Here is an 18,209-nt window from a genome sequence, read left to right as displayed (position 1 = left end):
AAGCCCTCCAGCCTCCTCGTTTGCCTGCACGAGCATGCAATCATTCACGCGCACCCTTCTCATCACGCTGAGCCTCCTCTCTGCCGCGCACGCCACCGACGCGTCGCGGCAGATAGACACGCTCCTCGCCATAGACTGGCAGCAGCACAAGCTCACCGCCAATCCTCCTGCGAGTGATGAGACTCTCGTCCGCCGCCTCTACCTCGACATCATCGGCCGCATCCCCACCCTTCAAGAGTCACAGGCCTTCCTCACCAGCACCGACAAAAACAAGCGCGCCAGGCTCATCGACCAGCTTCTTGCCAGCGACGGCTACAATCAGCGCATGTTCCACTTTTGGGCGGACCTGCTGCGCGTGCAGACACGTGCGAACAGCGGGCAGGGGGAAATGACCTCAAAGCCCTACCTCGAGCATGTGAAGCGGCGCATCCGCGAAAACATGCCCTATGACGCCTTCGTGCGCGAGCTCCTCACCGCGCAGGGAAAGGTCTGGGACAATCCCGCCATTGGCTACTACATGCGCGACATCGGCATGCCCCTGGACAACTTGGCCAACACCACCCGCGTCTTCCTCGGTACCCGCATCGAGTGCGCGCAGTGCCACAATCATCCCTTCGACAAATGGACGCAGATGCAGTTCTATCAGATGGCCGCCTTCACCTACCCGCTGGAGACAAACTTCACCGGCATCGCCCAGCAGAAAGGCGCAATTGAATTGATGGTGCAGGCAAGGAAGAAACCCGAATTCGAGCCCTCCACTCGCAACATGGGCCGCGTGTTTGAAAACCTCGGCGACTTCGTCCGCTACAGCAAAGTGCAGGCCCTTCCCACCCGCCTGCTCAAGCTCCCGCACGACTACCAATACCCCGATGCTAAACCGAAGGAAGTCATCTCACCTTCAACGATGCTGGGAAAATCCGTGAAGTGCGAACCCACCGGCGAAACGGTCAACGCCTTTGCCGATTGGATGACCTCGCCAGAAAATCCACGCTTCACCCTCGTTATCGCCAATCGCCTCTGGAAGAAAGTCTTCGGGGTCGGCTTGATCGAGCCTGTCGATGAAATTCTCGACAGCACCGTGGCATCAAATCCCGCGCTCATGAAACATCTGGAGCAGTTCATGCGCGACTGCCGCTATGATGTAAAGGCCTACCAGCGCGCCCTCTACAACACCCAGGCCTATCAAAATGAGGTCACCCGCGCTGAACTCCTGCCCGGCGAAGTCTGCCACTTCACCGGCCCGTTGCTCCGCCGCATGACCGCGGAGCAGATCTACGACTCCTTCGTCACTCTCATCCAGCCCACTCCCGATCTTCCGCGCAGGCACGGCATCGACAGCGAGATGGCGCAAAAAATCGTTTATCGCGGCAAGCTCAGCGACGCCCTCGATCTCCTCACCTCCCAGGAAATCTTCGACGGTGCCGCCAGGGCCTCCGAAGGCTACGAACGCATCGCCGCACGTTCCAAAGTGCTGCGGGATCAATACACCGCCGCGCAGAAGGCCAAGGACAAGCCCTTGCTCGAAAAGCTCAATCTCGAAATCCGCTCCTTGGAATTCACCGCACGCACCGGCATTCATGACTACGTTGTCGTCCCCGCCGTGGCCCGCCTTTACACGCAAAAGACCGGCAAGCCTGCTCCGCCGCCCATTCCCGTAAAAGCTCCCACGCTCGAAGACCTCAAAAAAGCCGGCCAAAATCGCGCCTACATCGACGTGCCCGGCTACGACATCGACCAGGCCATTCCGCGCGAAGAAACCGCCGCCGAACAGGCGCGCGAAGCTCTCTTCCGCGACGAGATCAAGCTCTTCGGCATCACTGACATCGACGGCTATTTCAAATCACGTCGGGCCCAGGCCCGCGAATGGCCCCGCGCCGCTGATCTCGAGTCTCCCGCCCCCCGGGGCCACTACCTGCGCGAATTCGGCCAGAGCGATCGCGACATCATCGACAATGCCAACTCTGACGCCAGCATGCCCCAGGCCCTCGTCCTGATGAACAGCGATCTGTTCCAAAGCATCCTCAAGCCGCACACTCAGCTCAAGCTCAACCTGGCTGCCGCGAAGTATCCTGACGAACAGCTCGCCGCTGCATACCAGACACTCCTCTCACGTTCGCCCATGACGGCAGAGAAGTCCGCATGGGCCAAAGCAGTGCAGTCCGGCCTGAACATCGAAGACCTCGTCTTTGCCCTGATCAACACGCAGCAGTTCATCTTTGTGCGTTGAGGAAAGAACTCCGTGATAACTCCACGCCGCACCCTTCGTGATAGTGGCCCCATGAAACCTGCCCCCGTTTCCCGCCGTCATTTCCTGCACGCCGCCCTTGCCGGTGGCGCGGTAAGCCAAAGTCCGCTCATTGCGGCTGACGCGGCTCCAAAAGCAGGCATGTTCTCCGAACCCGCTCACGAGATCCCCCTGGCGCAGGATGCCGATGTCATCGTCTGCGGTGCCGGACCCGCAGGCGTCACAGCAGCCATCACCGCCGCACGCGCAGGCGCAAAGGTCCGCCTGTTTGAATGGCGTGGCTGCCTCGGCGGCATCTGGACGGCGGGCCTCCTGGGATACTTCCTCGATTTCAACAAACCCGGCTTTGCCAAAGAGCTGCGCGACAAACTCGATGCACGCGGCGCACGTGCAAACTCCACCAGCACCAGCCGCTTCTGCTACGACCCCGAAGCCCTGAAACTCCTGCTCGAAGAGCTCTGCGTCGAAGCCGGCGTGAAATTCCAATATCACACCAAAGTCTGTGCTGCGTTCCGCGAAGGCAAGCGCCTCACCACCATCGTTACCGAATCCAAATCGGGTCGCCAGGCATGGAAAGCCCCAGTCTTCATCGATACCACAGGCGATGGCGATCTCGGCTTCCAGGCGGGCTGCGCCTTCGAAATTGGCGAAGCCGCCGAATGTCCCTGCCAGCCCCTCTCACTCAATGCCCTGCTCGTCGTGAAAGACGTCGAGCAACTCCGCGACTTCGTCCGCTTTGGCCAGCCAAAGCCCGGCGAAAACACGGACGGTGAAAAGAAAAAGCGCATCAAGGACGCCATCGTCAGCACCGGCCATTTCCCATCTTACGCCGGAGCCACCCTCTGGCACGTCAGTGGAAACCTCGTTTTTGCCATGATGAATCAGGAATTCGGCATCAAGCCCTGGGACGCCGCCGAGATCACCGCCGCCACCGTGCGCGCTCGAGCGGAAATGAACCTCATGGTCAATGGCCTGCGCGGCCTCGGTGGCCCGTGGGAGGGCATTCAAATCGTCGCCACCGCCGAGCAAATCGGCGTGCGTGACGGCCGCCGCATCGTCGGGCGCTACGTCGTGAACAAGGAAGACCTCATCAAAGGCGCGCGCTACGATGACGCCGTCGTGCGCGCCACCTTCGGCGTGGACATCCATGCAACCAGTGCGGATTTTAACCAAAAAGCAGCGATTCATTCCACCAACATCAAGGTCAAGCCCTACGACATCCCATTGCGTGCCTTGATCGCAAAAGAGGTCGATGGCCTCATGATGGCCGGGCGCTGCATCAGCGGCGATTTCATCGCCCACGCGAGCTATCGCGTGACCGGCAATGCCGTCGGCATGGGCGAAGGAGCGGGTGTCATCGCCGCCCTCGCCGCGACCTCCAAACGCTTGCCGCACGAAGTCCCCTGGAGCGAGGGCGAGGCCAAGCTGAAGGCGATGGGACAGCGCGTTTAAATCACTGCAATGACCGTATGCTCGGTCCGTCCACCCACTTGGGCGGGATCATGATCTGGCGCGGCACTGCGGGTACACCATGCTCGTGCTGCGAAAGCTGCGTCACGATCAAATCGACCGCTGCCGCCGCCAGGTGTTCGCGCTGCTGGTAAATGCCCGCAAACTCCTGCATCTTGGGCGTCCAGTCATGCGCCACAAAACCGATGTCCTGCGGCACGCGCAGCCCCAGCCTCCGCAGCCAGTTGGGCACATGCGTGTCGAAGGTGATCAGCGCATCCGGCTCATATTCACGCATCCATTTGGCAAATGCGTCGAATCCTTTGCTGATGTCATTGCTCGGAAACAGCAGCAGCGGCACCCGGTCCTCAGGCGGCAGGCTTTGCTGCCAGTGAAACAAGCCGCCACTGTAGCCAAACTGCGAGCGGTTCACGATCCACTTGGTCACCGCCACGCCGATGCGTTTGTAACCTCGCGCACTGAGTTGATCCGCCGCCATGTGAATGCCCAGCGTCATGTTTCCCGCGCACATGTGCAGCGCCGGGTTGCTCATCGCATTGCCAAAGGTCACAGCGGCAAAAGGTGAGAAGTCCATCTTGCTGCACGGCAGCTGCATGCTCTGCGGCGACACGATTACGCCCTCGATTCCCCGCGCATGCAGGATCTTCTGCAGCCGCTTGGGCGTGAGCCCGTCCCTGCCCAGCCAGAACTCCTCCACGGCGTAGCCATGCCCATGCGCACGACTGCGGATGTCATCGATCGGCACGTATTGGTATGAAGGGCCTAGCAATCCATCCTGCGGCACATCCTCACGGATCACCGCGATCACGGCGCGCACCCGCTGCTGCTTCTTGCCGCGCACCACCTGCATCATGCGCGCCAGATGCGGGTCGGGCTGGTAGTTCAGCCGCTTCGCCTCCTTCAGTACCAGCTCACGCTTCTCGGCGGATACCTTGGGCGCTCCGCGCAACACCCGGGACACGGTCATCAATGAAAAGCCGGTCGCACGGGCGATGTCCTTAAGCGTGGGCGCGGTGGTGACTGGCATGGCGTTGGAAGCGGACGTAAAGACGACCTCGGAGCTCCGGGATGGGGCGGCGCTTGAAGCTACAGATCTGCCAGCGTCGCCGTGAGCAGCTTCCAGAACTTCTGCGTGGAGGAGATGCTGGCGCACTCTTTCTCCGAATGCGCCTCATGAATGTTCGGTCCAAACGAAATCATATCCAGCCCAGGATACGCCATGCTGATGACGCCGCACTCCAGACCCGCATGGCAGGCACCCACCTTGACCTCATGGCCAAAGAGCTCGCGGTAGATCGTCTTCATCTTTTCCAGGATGGGTGATTCAGCACTTGGGCTCCAGCCGGGGTATGGATCGCCTGATTTGACCTGCGCACCGATGAGTTCAAACGGCGCACGAAAAGCACGGGCCACGTCGAGCTTGCTCGATTCCACCGAGCTGCGCTGCAGACTGCCCCACTCTGCCTTTCCTCCACCGAGCGCGATGGTGGAAAAGTTCGAAGACGCCTCCACCAGCCCTGGCACCACCGGGCTCATGCGATACACCCCATTCACCACCGCCTGCATCGCCAGCACCAGGGATTTCTGATGCTCTGCACCCATGATCCCCACCTCGCCGCCATCCGCTTCAATGGGTGTAGCGACGATGCTAAGCCCGGGTTCGATCAGGCGAAATTCTTCACGGATCCCAGCAGCTTCGCGCTCGAAGCTTTCTGCAAAGCGGACCTCGTCCAAAATCACTACCTGCGCCACGCATTGCGCCGGAATGGCGTTGCGCGCACTCCCGCCTCGCATCGTGGAAAGGGCCACAACATCTTCGCCACAGGCGCTGAGAAGACGCGCTATTAGCTTGATCGCATTCGCCCGTCCTTCGTGAATCTGCAGTCCCGAATGCCCGCCGCGCAGGCCGCTGATCTGGATGGCGACCATGGGGCCGGCCGAATCATGCGCCACTTCGGTGTATTCAAAAAGGCCGGTCGTGTCGATGCCGCCTGCGCAGCCAATGGTGAAAGTGTCGTCCTCTTCAGAGTCGAGATTCAGCATCGTCTTGCCAGTCAGCAGACCGGGCTCCAGACCCAGGGCGCCACCCATGCCCTGCTCCTCGTCCAGGGTGAAAAGCGCTTCAATCGGTGGATGCGACAAATCTTTCGCAGAGAGCACCGCGAGGATCGCGGAAACACCGAGGCCATTGTCCGCGCCCAGCGTGGTGCCGCGTGCGCGCACCCAGTCCCCATCCACCCACATGTCGATTCCCTGCTGGTCGAAATCAAATTTCAGTCCGTCCGCAGCCTTGTGCACCATGTCCAGATGCGCCTGCATGATCACCGGAGGGCGGCCTTGCCGGTCCGCCGAGGCTGGCTTTTTGACGATCACATTGCCGGCCCTGTCGAGCTGCGCCGTCAGTCCATGACGCGCGGCGAATCCCAGCACGAATCCCACGATCCGTTCCTCGCGCTTGGAAGGCCGCGGCACGGCATTGAGATCGGCAAAGCAGTTCCAGAGTGCCTGGGGTTCGAGGGCGCGGAGGTCAGAAGAGGACATGGAGGGAATTCGATTCGGGGATGATTCAGGCTGCGGTGGAAGCGGTGACACTTCAAGCGGCTTCGGTGGCGAAAAGCGTGCCGTGTTATCATAACACTTTATCAACCCGATCCGCAATGAAAGCCTGCCCGGCCCCACGTTTGATAAGCCAATGATTTTCCGCCAGCTCTGCTTTCTCCTTTACCTCATTACCGCCTGTGTCGGTGCCGCCGCACCCTTAGGTGAGCGCCATGAAACATGGCAGGGCATTCCCGGGCTGGAGCGTACCGCCAAAGGCCGCGTGTTTTCATCCTGGTTCACCGGTGGTCCCAAGGAGCCGTCTCCCGAGAATCTCGTCCTGCTTTGCTACAGCGATGATCAGGCAAAAACCTTCACCAAACCGCAGGTCATGGCCGGGCCCAAAAACGGCACACGCTGTTTTGATCCCACCCTGTGGATCGACCCCAAAGGCCGTCTCTGGTACGTCTTCAATCGCGGGAACAAAGACACCGCCGTGCATGACGTCCATGCGCGCATCTGCGACGATCCCGATGCCACCCCACCCGTCTTTGGTGCCGAGTTCCGCGTGGGCTACGAAAGCCCTTATGCCTTCCGCATGAACAAGCCCACGGTGCTTTCCACCGGTGAATGGATCATGCCCGTCACGCATGCCACCGAGCCGGTGCACGACTGGTTTGCAGGGCCGAAACAACTGCAAGGCGTCGGCATCTCCACGGATGAGGGAAAGACATGGAAACTTCACGGTGCCCTCAAAGCCCCCGAGTGGGCGCTGGAGTGCATGATCACTGAACTGAAGGATGGCCGCCTCTGGCTGCTCACCCGCACGGGCGGTGGCATCTTGTGGGAAAGTCATTCCTCAGACAAAGGCCGTACCTGGTCTGAGGCCAAAGCCAGCACCATTCCAAATCCCGGCTCTCGCTTCTTCATCCGCCGCCTCGTATCCGGCAATCTCCTTCTCGTGAATCATCACGGCTTCACTGGCAAGACCCGCAGCCACCTCACCGCCCAGATCTCCACCGACGACGGACAGACTTGGAATGAAGGCCTGCTGCTGGATGAGCGCAAAGGCGTTTCCTATCCCGATGGCGTGCAGGATCGCGAGGGTCTCATCTGGATCACCTATGACCGCGACCGCCAGGGCGAAGGCGAGATCCTCCTCGCGAAGTTCCGTGAGGAAGATGTTCTCGCCGGTAAAAATGCATCTGGCGCGGTGAGCCTGAAACAAACGATCAGCAAGCTGGAGAAGCCCCAAATTGTCCCCGCCAAGTGGGATCCGGCGCTGGCCGGAGACATTGTCATGCAGCGCCTCGTGAACACCTCCTCGCCACGTGTGAAGGGGGCGCATGATGCGGAGTTTGTGTGTGTCGGTGAGCGCGCCTACATCGTGACCGAAGCCAATGACGTGAGGGCAGGGGAGAGCGCAGGCTGGCCTGAAATTTACGCGACGCTCTCCATTGTGAATCTCAAGACGCTTGCTCTGGAAAAAGTGATCGACTTTGCTAGGGGCGAACAGCGCTTTGAGAACGAGGCTCTGCCGGTGGGCGCATGCTTTGTGCCGCGTATCCTGCAGAAGGATGCGAGCACTCTGCGCTGCTACTTCACCAGTGAAGATCCGGGCAAGCGGCAGTCGCAGATGTGGTATCGCGACTTTGATCTGAAGTCCGGCGACTTCATGCCCACGGTCCACAAGGCGAAGCTGAAGACCACAGCGGGCACCTTTGACTTCCAGCCGCAGTACTTTCACGCAGACGCAGCGGCGCAGGGCTTTGCCAAGAAGGCCTTGGACTCCTCCTTCTTCATCTTTGATTCGTTCAAGCAGTTCGACGGCAAGACCTACGTCGCCCTGAACAACTTCAGCGGCAAACAGAACGCTCTCGCGCGGGTGCATGAAGATCTGAAGACCTTTGAGGTGCTCGGGCACTACAATGAACCGCAGTCGGAAGCCTTGAGCGAATCTGCCGTGAACCGTCTGCCCGATGGCACCTGGATGGCCATCTGCCGCAACGACAAGGGAAACTACCATTTCTCGACCAGTGCCGATGGCAAAACATGGAGTGTGGGCGAGCCGCTGCCCATCGTGCCGAATGGCGCGAACTCGAAACCCACCTTCGACAAGTTCGGTGGCACCTATTACCTCGGCTGGCAGGAGTCCACCCGTATCCAGGGCGTGAGCCGCAGCGTCTTCAATGTGGACGTCTCGCGCGATGGCAAAACGTGGGAGCGCAAATACCGCTTCGAGACGCCGCAGTCCTTTCAATATCCAACCTTTCACGAACACGACGGGGTGATCTGGCTCGTCGTGACTCAGGGAGATAAGGACGCGAGCCGCAAGGAGCGCATCATGTTCGGCAAACTCGAAGACGTGGGGCAGTTCGAGCCGCAGGCTGGGCAACAGCGCATCGTCTGGCCTGCGCCACCGCCGGAGGAAGCTGCGGTGATGAAGGTGGGTGCGAAGCTCTTCACGGATCGTGACTACGTGATTGAAGCCTTGTTTGAACAGCTCAGCGGCCTGCCGTTTTTGCGCGCCGACATCGAGAAGGTTGATGTCGAGGTCACCAAGCCGGGTACTCTTTACGCGCTCACACCATCGCCTCGACTGCATGCTGCGAGCCAGGAAGCAGCACTCGTCAGCGCCGGATTCACGAAGGTTGAGGCACCCGAGGTGCAGCTTTTCCCCGGAGAGATCAATCGCGTTAGCCTGTATCGAAAAGAGGCCAAAGCGGGTGAACAACTTCACTTCAAAAAGCTGGTGCTGCTGATCAGCGGCACCGGCGCTGCACTGCGCGAAATCCATCCTTGATCAACTCCACATCCTCCTGGTATCACCGAATATGACCCGCTTTCTCAACTGGTTTAACAATCTCTATCCCGTGTGGCTCGTGAGCCTCGCGACCCTCGCGTTCTTCTTCCCGCAGACCATGCTGTGGTTCGACAAGCCGTGGATCTTCTGGTCGCTCGCGGCCTCCATGCTCGGCATGGGGCTCACGTTGAGCCTTGATGATTTCAAGGCCATCGCGCGCATGCCCGGCAGCGTGGCGCTTGGCTTCGTCGCACAGTACACGATCATGCCTCTCACCGGCTGGCTGGTTGCTACACTGCTGAAACTTGAGCCCGGACTCGCGGTGGGCATCATCCTTGTGGCCAGCTGTCCCGGCGGCATGGCCTCCAACATGATCAGCTATCTTGCCCGGGCGAATGTGGCGCTCTCTGTGGTGCTCACCCTCGCATCCACCCTGCTGGCCTTCTTCTTCACCCCCATGTGGACCAGCGTGCTGGCCGGAAAATATGTGCCGGTGGATGCCTGGGGCCTGTGTTTGTCAGCACTCCAGCTCACTATTGCCCCCGTCGTTTTGGGTGTTCTCATTCGCTGGAAACTGCCGCGCACTGCCGATCAAATCGGTGCCTGCGGTCCCACCGTCGCCGTCCTCGCTTTTACCCTGGTGAGCGGTGGCATCGTGGCCGCCAGTGCCGACGCCGTTGCCTCACACTTTGGCCGTCTGGCTCTCGCTGCATTTCTGCTCCACGTCATGGGCTTTGTTGTCGGCTACCTCATCCCCAAAGTGCTGCGGTATCCTGAATCTGTCGCTCGCACGGTGAGCATCGAGGTGGGCATGCAAAACGGCGGCATGGCAGCCGCGCTCGCCCGTGAACATTTTCCCTTGTTGCCACTCGCTGCTGCAGCCGCCGTCTTCAGCGGTGTGATGCAAAACATCGTCGGCGGCCTCATGGCCGCCTGGTGGAAGCGCCGCACGCCGGATGCCTGATCATGAGCCGACGCGACATCTATTACTGGAAATGCGACCGCCCTGCGGCGTTTCACGGCACGCAGATTCGCGGCGCGGCGGATGCTGAGATCGAGCAGCAGCTTGGCGAGGCCTTGCAGCGGCACTTCGTCACGCAGGTCGTTGAGCTGAGCTCAGGAATCGGTCAGGGCAACCACCTCACCTGGAACGCTAGGGTGGCCGGACAAGCGATGTTCATCCGTGTCGAAAACGGTCCTGAAAAGGACGGCCAGCTTGCCGTGGAGTCGGCGCTTCTGGCGAGAGTGCGTGACGCCGGAGTGATGACACCTCGGGTTTATGCCTGCGATGCTTCGCGCTCCCGTGTCCCATTCGCCTGGCAGGCCATGGAGCGCATCTTTGACCCTGATCTCAATCACTGGTTCAAGCAGGGCCGCATCAATGTACCGCGCATTGCCTTCGGCATCGGCGAGGCAGTGGCCAAATGGCAGACGATCACGCTGCCGGGCTTTGGAATCCTGGATGAGTCGATGTGTGGGTATCACGCCACTTACGCCGACTACTTCCATCTTCGCCTTGATCAACACCTGGCCTTCCTCGTCACCCGCGGCTTCCTCACGCAATCTCAGAGCGCCGAAATCCGCGGCGAGATCGAAAATCATCAGTCGCTCCTCCAACTCGACACCGGCTGCTTTGTTCACAAAGACCTCGCCCTCTGGAACATCCTCGGCAGCGAAAGCGAGATCTCGGCCTTCATCGACTTTGACGACGCCATCAGCGGCGATCCCATGGACGATCTCTCGCTCCTCGCCTGCTTCCATGACGATGCGTTTCTACGCCGGGCCTTTGAGGGTTATCAAAGCATCCGTGCCTTCCCTCCCGATTATCTGCGCCGTTTCTGGCTGCATCTGCTGCGCAACATGATCGTCAAATCCGTGATCCGCGTGGGTGCGGGCTACTTTGACCGTGACGATGGCTTTTTCCTCATCTCATCCGGCACCTCCGGCCAGTCGCTGCGCGAATTCACCCATTCACGTCTCGACCTCGCACTGCAAGGCTTGCGCAACTCCAGCAGCATCGACATTCTTCGACCATGAAAACTCACATCGGCACCTTTCTTTCCATCGGCTCACCTGCGGTCACTGAACTCGCCGCCGAGTGCGGCTTCGACTGGGTTTTGATCGATCTGGAGCATGGCTGCGAATCCGAGGCCGCGCTGCCAGATCAACTGCGCGCTCTTCGGGGCAGCGACACTCTCGCCATCGTGCGTGTGAGCGCCCCGCATCCAGATCTGATCGCCCGCGTCCTTGATTGGGGGGCGCAAGGAATCATGATCCCGCATGTAAACACAGTCGCGGAAGCGCGGCACTGTGTGGACGCGGCTTATTATCCCCCACAGGGCCATCGCGGCGTGTCACGCACCGTGCGCGCCTATGGCTATGGCATGCGTCTTCCAGACGGCGACATGCCCAAACCCATCATCCTCGCCCAGATCGAAACCGCCGAGGCCGTGGGGAATGCAGCTCAAATCGCCGCCGTGGAGGGCATCGATGCGCTCTTCATCGGTCCCGCCGATTTGTCCTTCGATCTCAAGGCACAGCAGTCACCCCGCAGCTACGACGACTGTGTAAACAGCATCGTCCAAGCCGCCAATGACCACGGCAAAGGCTGCGGCATTCTCGTGCGGCATGCGGATGACAAGGAGAAGCTCAAAGCCTTGGGCTTCACCTGGATTGCCATGGATTCGGACCTCTCGCTGGTGCGCGAGGGCTTCAAACGGAACCTCGCCACGGCGCGGGCATGGTGAAAAAGTCTGACTTTTTCCTGTTCAAAGGCGTTTCCCCTATAATCTCGCCTCCCCCATGAACGCATCCCCCCAAATCAAATCCAAAATCGTCGAACTGTGCGAAACCCTCGTGGCCGACACCGACGTGAAAAATGCCCGCGAAAAAGCGGAAGCCTTCCTCGCCAATGAGGAAGCCGTGTCGCTCTACCGCGAGATGGCCACGCTCGGCCGCGCCCTGCACCAGAAGCAGCACAACGGCGAAGAGCCCAGCGGAGAAGAAATTTCCCGCTTCACCGATCTGCAGGATCAGTGCGATGCAAACACCGCCATCCTCAGCTTCATCGAAGCCCAGGACGTTCTGCGCGGCATTGCCGAAGTGGTGACGAGCTTCGTCGGCAAAAGCCTCGAGCGTGGTGCCGTGCCTGCCGAATCCGAAGTGTTCTCCAAAGGTTGTGGTGAAGGCTGCGGCTGCCACTAAGCACCGAAGGGTATGAAAGCGTTCGCTCTGATCGCCGCGCTGCTGTTTTGCGCCTCGTCCTTCGCTGGCGAGGCCAAAACGGTGAAGCTGCTTACCATTGGCAACAGCTTCTCCGCCAACGCCACCCATTACCTCGGCGATCTGGCGAAGGCGGGAGGTCACACGCTCATCCATCAGCCCCTCGTCATCGGCGGTGCCTCATTTCAGGTGCACGCCGAGAAGGCGCAAAAGCATGAAGCAGACCCGAAGGACAAAGCGGGTCTCTACACCAGCGGTCGTGGTCTGAAGGAAAACCTCGAGCTGCAAAAGTGGGACTACGTCACCATCCAGCAGGCCAGCATCAAGAGCCACGACTTCGCCACCTATCAGCCCTACGCAGGCTGGTTGCGCGACTACGTCTCCAAACACGCTCCGCAGGCAAAGCTGCTGGTGCATGAAACATGGGAGTACCGGAAAGACGATGCGCGCTTCACCAAGCCCTCGGGCAAACCAGGCGAACCCAAAACGCAGCAGGAAATGTACTCCGGTCTGCGCGCCGCCTATGACCAAATCGCCGCAGAATTCAATGCCCGCATCATTCCGACCGGCGACGCTTTCCATCTCGCCGACACCGATCCGAGTTGGGCTTATCAAACCGACACCACCTTTGATTCCAAGACCGCCAAGCAGCCCCAATTGCCGAATCAGACACACTCTCTGCACGTCGGCTGGCGCTGGGCCAAGCCCAAAAACGGTGGTAAAATCGCACTCGGCATGGACGGCCATCATGCCAGCATGATGGGCGAATACCTCGGTGCCTGCGTTTGGTACGAGGTGCTGTTTGGCGAGACCGCCGTGGGCAACACCTTCATGCCCAAGGGACTGGATCCGACGGACGCCCGTTATTTACAAGAGACCGCGCATCGAGCAGTGATAGACCGGACAAAATGATGTCCAAAATGAGAGGGGCATGTTCTTATGAGAGCCATGACTCGCCTCGTCTCGCTTCTACTTGCACTCAGTTTCTCAGCCCACGCCGCCATGGAGGCGGATGTCATCGTCTATGGAGCCACCCCAGGCGGCTTCTGCGCAGCCATCGCCGCAGCACGTGAGGGCACCTCAGTCATCCTGCTGGAACCCACCGCTCATGTTGGCGGCGTAAACACCGGCGGCCTCTGTTTCAGCGACTCCAATCAAACGGTGCGCAGCACGGTTCTTGGCCTGTTCGAGGAATGGCATACACGCATCGAAAAAGACTACCAGATGCGCAGTGTTGCACTGCCTTACACCGTAAGTGACAAAGATCACAAACCCTGGACCTACGAGCCTCATGTGGCGGCCAAGATCACGCAGCAGATGCTGGATGAAGCCGGAGTGAAGGTGCTGACAAAGCGGGTTTTGCAATCAGTGGCAAAGGAAGGCAAACACATCACTAAACTGGTCACAAATGACGGCGACTTCTTCGCCAAGGTGTTCGTGGATGGCACCTATGAAGGAGATTTGATGGCTGCCGCCGGAGTGAGCTGGACGATCGGCCGCGAAGGGCGCCAGGAGTTCGGCGAATCTCTGGCTGGAAAGCAATATTCGAAGGCAAAGCTCCCAATCTCCGGTCTCGATGCCGCTGGCAAGCCCTTGCCTCTGATCACCACTACTGATGTAGGCCCAGACGAAGCCGGCGACAAGAATGTGATGGTGTACAGCTTCCGCCTGTGCGTCACGAAAGATGCCGCAAACCGCGTGCCGTTTCCAAAGCCTTCTCATTATGACCCCGCACGCTTTGAAGTCGTGCGGCGCTACTTTGCGCAGGAAAAGAGACCGCATCTGCTGTGGGATTTGTATCCGCTGCCGGGCAACAAATTTGATGCAAACAACGGCATCGGGAAGCAATTCTCCATGGGGCTCGTGGGTGCCTGCAATGGCTGGAGCGAAGCGGATGAGGCCGGACGCGCGAAAATCTGGGAGGCGCACAAGCAGTACACGCTGGAGATGCATCACTTCCTCAGCACTGATCCTGCCGTGCCAGAGCAACTGCGGCAGCAGATGGCGGAGATTGGTCTCTGTCGTGATGAATTCGCTGCTTATGACCACTGGTCGCCGCAGCTTTATGTGCGCGAAGGACGGCGCATGATCGGCGAATATGTCGTGTCGCAGAAAGACATCATGGACGAGCCGAAAAAGGACGATGCCATCATCGTCTCATCCTTTCCAATCGATTCACATGACTGCCAGCGAGTGGGGACGAAGGACATGGTCGTGGATGAAGGCACCATCATGCCGGTGCGCATGGCGGGCCGGCGGCATGGGTATCCGTATCACATCCCCTATCGCGCCATCACGCCAAAGGTTGCCGAATGTGACAATTTGTTGGTGCCCGTTGCGCTGTCTTGCACGCATGTGGGCATTTCCTCGATCCGCGTGGAGCCCACGTGGATGATTCTAGGCCAGAGCGCAGGCATTGCCGCCGCCGTGAGTGCGAAGCAAAATATCGCCGTTCAGAAGCTGACATACCCCGCGCTGCGTGAGAGACTGCTGGCGCAGAAGCAGGTGCTCGAATTGCCCGTGCTGCCGGATGTTCCACCCGAAGCCAAGGGGGTGATGAACGTCGATCCGAAAAGTCTGCCCGGCATTGTGCTCGATGACTCGCAGGCTGAACTCAAAGGCCAGTGGAGCCGCTCTTCCGGCTTCAAGCCGCATATCGGTACCGGCTATCTCCATGACGACAAACGCGCCGACGGCCAGTGCATCGCCATCTTACGCTGCAAAGCACCCAAGACAGGACGCTACGAACTACGCATGGCCTATTCACCTCATGAAACGCGAGCGACAAAGGTGCCGGTGACGATTCAAAACGACGGGCGCAAGACTGATATAATTGTTGATCAAACACTGCCTCTGGCTGCAGGAGAAGCATTTCGAACGATCGGCAGCGTGCAGCTTGATAGCGGCGTTGAAACCGTCATCACTGTCAGCAATAGCGGCACTGAAGGGTTCGTGATACTGGATGCACTGCAACTTATCGAGTCGAACAACTGAAGCACCCACCATGAAGACATTTTTCTTTGCTTGCCTGATCTGCGTCACCCACCTCAACGCGGCGGATATCGTGGTGTATGGAGGAGTGCCCTGTGGCATTGCGGCATCCATCGTGGCGGCGCGTGAAGGGGCCAAGGTGGTGCTCATTGAGCCGACGAAGCATGTCGGCGGTCTGAGCACGAGCGGCATCAACACCTCCGAGAGCGAGCACATGTTGAAATGGACCATCGGTGGGTTTGCGGATGAATTTTATCGCCGCCTCGGTGCCCACTACCAGACCGGTGGACCAGAGTATTTCTTTGAGTCCAGTGTTGCCGAAAAAATCTATCTCGAAATGCTGCGCGAGGCGGGGGTGGAGGTGCGTTATGGTGCGTCGGTGAATACGGTGGAAAAAGAGGGAGCGCGCATCACTGCCATCACCCTCACGGATGGTTCCAAGCTTCAGGCGAAAGTCTTCATCGACGCAGGTTACGAAGGCGATCTTATGGCGCGTGCGGGTGTCAAACATGCCGTCGGTCGCGAGGCGAAGGCGGAGTTTGGCGAGGAGGCTGCGGGCGTCCGTTTTGACAAGACAGCGCGCCAAGCCCGGACGGTGGACGAGATTGGAACGTTGCTGCCTGGCATCAGTGCGTGGGCCAAAGATTTGCATGAAGGCGATGCGCATCGCGCACCGATGAACTACAATTTTCGCCTGACGGTGGCAAAGGATCCCAAGCTGCAAGTCCCCATCCCGGCGCCGAAGCATTACGATGAAAAACGCTACGCACTGCTGGCCAGCTGGTTTCGCGATCAGACCCAGCAAAAGAAGCCGGTGAAGCTTGCGGACATCATTGACCTCTACGGACGCCGTAATGGCAAGTTCGAAATGAACAACAAGCAGTCCGCCATCTACTCCCTGGGACACTTTGGCGGACAGTTTGACTGGCCTGATGCCACGTACGAAGAGCGCGCCCGCATTTACCAGGACCACATGGATTACACGCTCGGTCTGCTGCATTTTCTTGCCACGGATGCCGCAGTACCCGCGAACGTGCAGGAGGAGATGAAGGCGCTGGGCCTGCACAAGGATGAGTTCACTGACAACGGCCACCTGCCTTATCAGCTCTATGTACGCGAGGCACGGAGGATGCGCGGCGAACATGTCGTGACGCAGCAGGACGTGCAGGAAGAGCGTCGCAAATCGGACAGCATCGGCATGAGCAGCCATTTCATCGACTGCCATCACGTTCAGCGCGTGGCTTTGAATGAAAACGAGTTCGTCAATGAAGGGCGCATCTGGCGCATGGGGTACGCTTATCAGATTCCCTATCGGGCGCTGACGCCGAAAGCCGCCGAATGCACCAACCTGCTGGTGCCCGGCGCTGCCAGCTTCACCCATGTGGCCTTTTGCACGCTGCGGTTGGAGAGCGTGTGGATGATCACCGGTCACGCCGCAGGCATTGCCGCTGCGCTGGCAGTGAAGGACGATGTCGCTGTGCAGAAAGTGCCGCTGGCCCCATTGCAGGACAAGTTGCGCGCCCAGAAGCAGGTGGTCGATTTCATCCCCGGCTTGCCTGAAAAGTGCGAGCATCTCAACGGCCCGCCGGAATTTTAACGTTCAATTCAGCTTCAGTGCCTCCCAACCATGCCTACCCGCCGTCATTTCATCGCCTCTGTCACCGCCGCGCTTGGTGGTTCTGTTTTTGCCGCCAATGGCAAGCCGAAGACCATTCTGCTGCAATCTGCCTGGGATATAGTGAATATCGGTGACATCGGTCACACGCCGGGAACGCTGCGTGTCATCGAGGAGCACCTGCCAGAGGTGAAGGTGGTGCTGTGGGCGATGAAGCTGGACGAGCGCGTCACCGCTATGCTCAAGACGCGCTTTCCCAAGGTGGAGATCCTGCAGGGTAGCCTCACCGGAAAAGGCGAAAAGGACGAGGCGCTGCGGCAGGCAATTGCCGGATGTGACCTTTTCATTCGCAACTCAGGCATGGGTCAGGACATCAGCTTCATGCAGTTTTGTCAAAAGGCAGGCAAACCCTACGGACTGTTTGGGCAGTCGTATTTTGCCAGCATGGTGGAGGGCAAAGGTGCGGAGGAACGTATCGCCTTGCTGAATGCGGCTTCGTTCATCTACACGCGTGAAACCAAAACGTTGAGTATCCTCAAGAACGCAGGCATCAAAACACCTGTGCTTGAGTTTGGCCCGGATGGCTGCCTCGGCATCGATGTGCGTGATGACGAGCGCGGATTGGCGACCATGAAGAAGCTCGGGCTGAAAGAGCGGAAGTTCATCACCCTGCAACTGCGCACCAACACCGCCAAACTGCCCGGCGTGGATGACACCCGCACCCCGAAGCTCAACCCGCTGCATCCCACCGCTGAACAGATCGCCGATGATGAGCGTCGTGCGGCAAAGTATCGGGAACTGGTGACGATGTGGGTCAAGAAGACCGGGCATAAAGTGCTCATCGCCCCCGAGGTAAAGAAGGAGATGGAGCACAACAAGCGCCTCATTCACGATCCGCTGCCGCCGGAGATCCAGAAGCATGTGGTGAACCTGGAGTACTTCTGGAACGCGGATGAAGCCGCCTCCATTTTTGCGCGGGCCCACACCATCGTCTGCCACGAGCCGCATTCGCCGATCATCGCCCTGGCCAATGGTACGCCGGTCATCCACACTTACTCCGAGTTCCATTCGCCGAAGTGCTGGATGTTCAAGGATATCGGTCTTGGAGAGTGGCTGCTGGAAATGGACGAAACACCGGCGGAAAAGATGGCGGAGACGCTTTTCACCATTGATGCCTATTACCCTGCGGCCCAGGCCAAAGTAAAGAAAGCCATGGCTTATGTGCATGATTGCTTCGGTAAATCGATGCAGCATGTGAAGGGTATCCTCGAAAAGGCATGATGATTTGACGGCAAAAAGAAAGGGCTGGGTCTCGTTTTCACACG

The 18,209-nt window shown here is 59.3% G+C and carries 13 protein-coding genes; 11 read left to right on the top strand and 2 right to left on the bottom strand.

Going from position 1 to position 18,209, the window contains the following annotated elements; translation table 11 throughout:
• Window positions 1-34: 34 nt before the first annotated feature.
• Together AC24GY_RS13160 and AC24GY_RS13155 are read left to right on the top strand one after the other, a co-directional pair.
• Window positions 35-2,227, top strand: a complete 2,193-nt coding sequence (locus tag AC24GY_RS13160; protein WP_487683558.1) for a DUF1549 domain-containing protein — start codon at window positions 35-37, stop codon at window positions 2,225-2,227.
• A gap of 51 nt (window positions 2,228-2,278) precedes the next feature.
• Window positions 2,279-3,697 carry an FAD-dependent oxidoreductase gene (locus AC24GY_RS13155; protein WP_487683555.1) on the top strand — a complete coding sequence of 473 codons (1,419 nt, stop codon included), beginning with the start codon at window positions 2,279-2,281 and terminating at the stop codon, window positions 3,695-3,697.
• Window position 3,698: 1 nt separating this feature from the next.
• Here AC24GY_RS13155 and AC24GY_RS13150 read toward each other — a convergent pair whose 3' ends face one another.
• Window positions 3,699-4,742, bottom strand: a complete 1,044-nt coding sequence (locus tag AC24GY_RS13150) for a LacI family DNA-binding transcriptional regulator (RefSeq protein WP_487683553.1) — start codon at window positions 4,740-4,742, stop codon at window positions 3,699-3,701.
• A 59-nt stretch (window positions 4,743-4,801) separates the two neighbouring features.
• Window positions 4,802-6,256 carry an aminoacyl-histidine dipeptidase gene (locus tag AC24GY_RS13145; RefSeq protein ID WP_487683550.1) on the bottom strand — a complete coding sequence of 485 codons (1,455 nt, stop codon included), beginning with the start codon at window positions 6,254-6,256 and terminating at the stop codon, window positions 4,802-4,804.
• Window positions 6,257-6,407: 151 nt separating this feature from the next.
• Here AC24GY_RS13145 and AC24GY_RS13140 point away from each other — a divergent pair, with 151 nt between their 5' ends.
• From AC24GY_RS13140 to AC24GY_RS13100, 9 genes are read left to right on the top strand one after another with little or no spacing between them, the layout of a single operon-like run.
• Window positions 6,408-9,056, top strand: a complete 2,649-nt coding sequence (locus tag AC24GY_RS13140) for a sialidase family protein (RefSeq protein ID WP_487683547.1) — start codon at window positions 6,408-6,410, stop codon at window positions 9,054-9,056.
• Window positions 9,057-9,087: 31 nt separating this feature from the next.
• Complete coding sequence (locus AC24GY_RS13135) at window positions 9,088-10,020, top strand: bile acid:sodium symporter family protein (protein ID WP_487683544.1); 933 nt, start codon at window positions 9,088-9,090, stop codon at window positions 10,018-10,020.
• A 2-nt stretch (window positions 10,021-10,022) separates the two neighbouring features.
• Window positions 10,023-11,093: a phosphotransferase family protein gene (locus AC24GY_RS13130; protein WP_487683541.1), complete on the top strand. Its 1,071-nt coding sequence runs from the start codon at window positions 10,023-10,025 to the stop codon at window positions 11,091-11,093.
• Complete coding sequence (locus AC24GY_RS13125; protein ID WP_422321550.1) at window positions 11,090-11,803, top strand: HpcH/HpaI aldolase family protein; 714 nt, start codon at window positions 11,090-11,092, stop codon at window positions 11,801-11,803. Before AC24GY_RS13130 ends, AC24GY_RS13125 begins: the two co-directional genes overlap by 4 nt.
• 55 nt (window positions 11,804-11,858) lie before the next feature.
• Entirely contained in the window at window positions 11,859-12,260 is a 402-nt protein-coding gene (locus tag AC24GY_RS13120; RefSeq protein ID WP_422321551.1) for a YlbF family regulator, read from the top strand.
• A 12-nt stretch (window positions 12,261-12,272) separates the two neighbouring features.
• Complete coding sequence (locus AC24GY_RS13115; protein ID WP_487683537.1) at window positions 12,273-13,190, top strand: DUF4886 domain-containing protein; 918 nt, start codon at window positions 12,273-12,275, stop codon at window positions 13,188-13,190.
• A 36-nt stretch (window positions 13,191-13,226) separates the two neighbouring features.
• Window positions 13,227-15,272, top strand: a complete 2,046-nt coding sequence (locus AC24GY_RS13110; protein WP_487683534.1) for an FAD-dependent oxidoreductase — start codon at window positions 13,227-13,229, stop codon at window positions 15,270-15,272.
• A 10-nt stretch (window positions 15,273-15,282) separates the two neighbouring features.
• Window positions 15,283-16,866 carry an FAD-dependent oxidoreductase gene (locus tag AC24GY_RS13105; RefSeq protein ID WP_487683531.1) on the top strand — a complete coding sequence of 528 codons (1,584 nt, stop codon included), beginning with the start codon at window positions 15,283-15,285 and terminating at the stop codon, window positions 16,864-16,866.
• A gap of 30 nt (window positions 16,867-16,896) precedes the next feature.
• Window positions 16,897-18,165, top strand: coding sequence for a polysaccharide pyruvyl transferase family protein (locus AC24GY_RS13100; RefSeq protein ID WP_487683528.1), 1,269 nt, complete (start codon window positions 16,897-16,899; stop codon window positions 18,163-18,165).
• Window positions 18,166-18,209: the final 44 nt, after the last annotated feature.

Source organism: Prosthecobacter sp. Pr1 (genome assembly GCF_057652315.1).
Note: the sequence above shows the minus strand (reverse complement) of the source record. Positions and strands in the feature narration are given on the sequence as shown.

What these genes read in the sequence shown, in the direction of transcription:
- AC24GY_RS13160 (WP_487683558.1), top strand. Translation starts at nt 35, where the DNA reads ATGCAATCATTCACGCGCACCCTTCTCATCACGCTGAGCCTCCTCTCT.
- AC24GY_RS13155 (WP_487683555.1), top strand. Translation starts at nt 2,279, where the DNA reads ATGAAACCTGCCCCCGTTTCCCGCCGTCATTTCCTGCACGCCGCCCTT.
- AC24GY_RS13150 (WP_487683553.1), bottom strand. Translation starts at nt 4,742, where the DNA reads ATGCCAGTCACCACCGCGCCCACGCTTAAGGACATCGCCCGTGCGACC.
- AC24GY_RS13145 (WP_487683550.1), bottom strand. Translation starts at nt 6,256, where the DNA reads ATGTCCTCTTCTGACCTCCGCGCCCTCGAACCCCAGGCACTCTGGAAC.
- AC24GY_RS13140 (WP_487683547.1), top strand. Translation starts at nt 6,408, where the DNA reads ATGATTTTCCGCCAGCTCTGCTTTCTCCTTTACCTCATTACCGCCTGT.
- AC24GY_RS13135 (WP_487683544.1), top strand. Translation starts at nt 9,088, where the DNA reads ATGACCCGCTTTCTCAACTGGTTTAACAATCTCTATCCCGTGTGGCTC.
- AC24GY_RS13130 (WP_487683541.1), top strand. Translation starts at nt 10,023, where the DNA reads ATGAGCCGACGCGACATCTATTACTGGAAATGCGACCGCCCTGCGGCG.
- AC24GY_RS13125 (WP_422321550.1), top strand. Translation starts at nt 11,090, where the DNA reads ATGAAAACTCACATCGGCACCTTTCTTTCCATCGGCTCACCTGCGGTC.
- AC24GY_RS13120 (WP_422321551.1), top strand. Translation starts at nt 11,859, where the DNA reads ATGAACGCATCCCCCCAAATCAAATCCAAAATCGTCGAACTGTGCGAA.
- AC24GY_RS13115 (WP_487683537.1), top strand. Translation starts at nt 12,273, where the DNA reads ATGAAAGCGTTCGCTCTGATCGCCGCGCTGCTGTTTTGCGCCTCGTCC.
- AC24GY_RS13110 (WP_487683534.1), top strand. Translation starts at nt 13,227, where the DNA reads ATGACTCGCCTCGTCTCGCTTCTACTTGCACTCAGTTTCTCAGCCCAC.
- AC24GY_RS13105 (WP_487683531.1), top strand. Translation starts at nt 15,283, where the DNA reads ATGAAGACATTTTTCTTTGCTTGCCTGATCTGCGTCACCCACCTCAAC.
- AC24GY_RS13100 (WP_487683528.1), top strand. Translation starts at nt 16,897, where the DNA reads ATGCCTACCCGCCGTCATTTCATCGCCTCTGTCACCGCCGCGCTTGGT.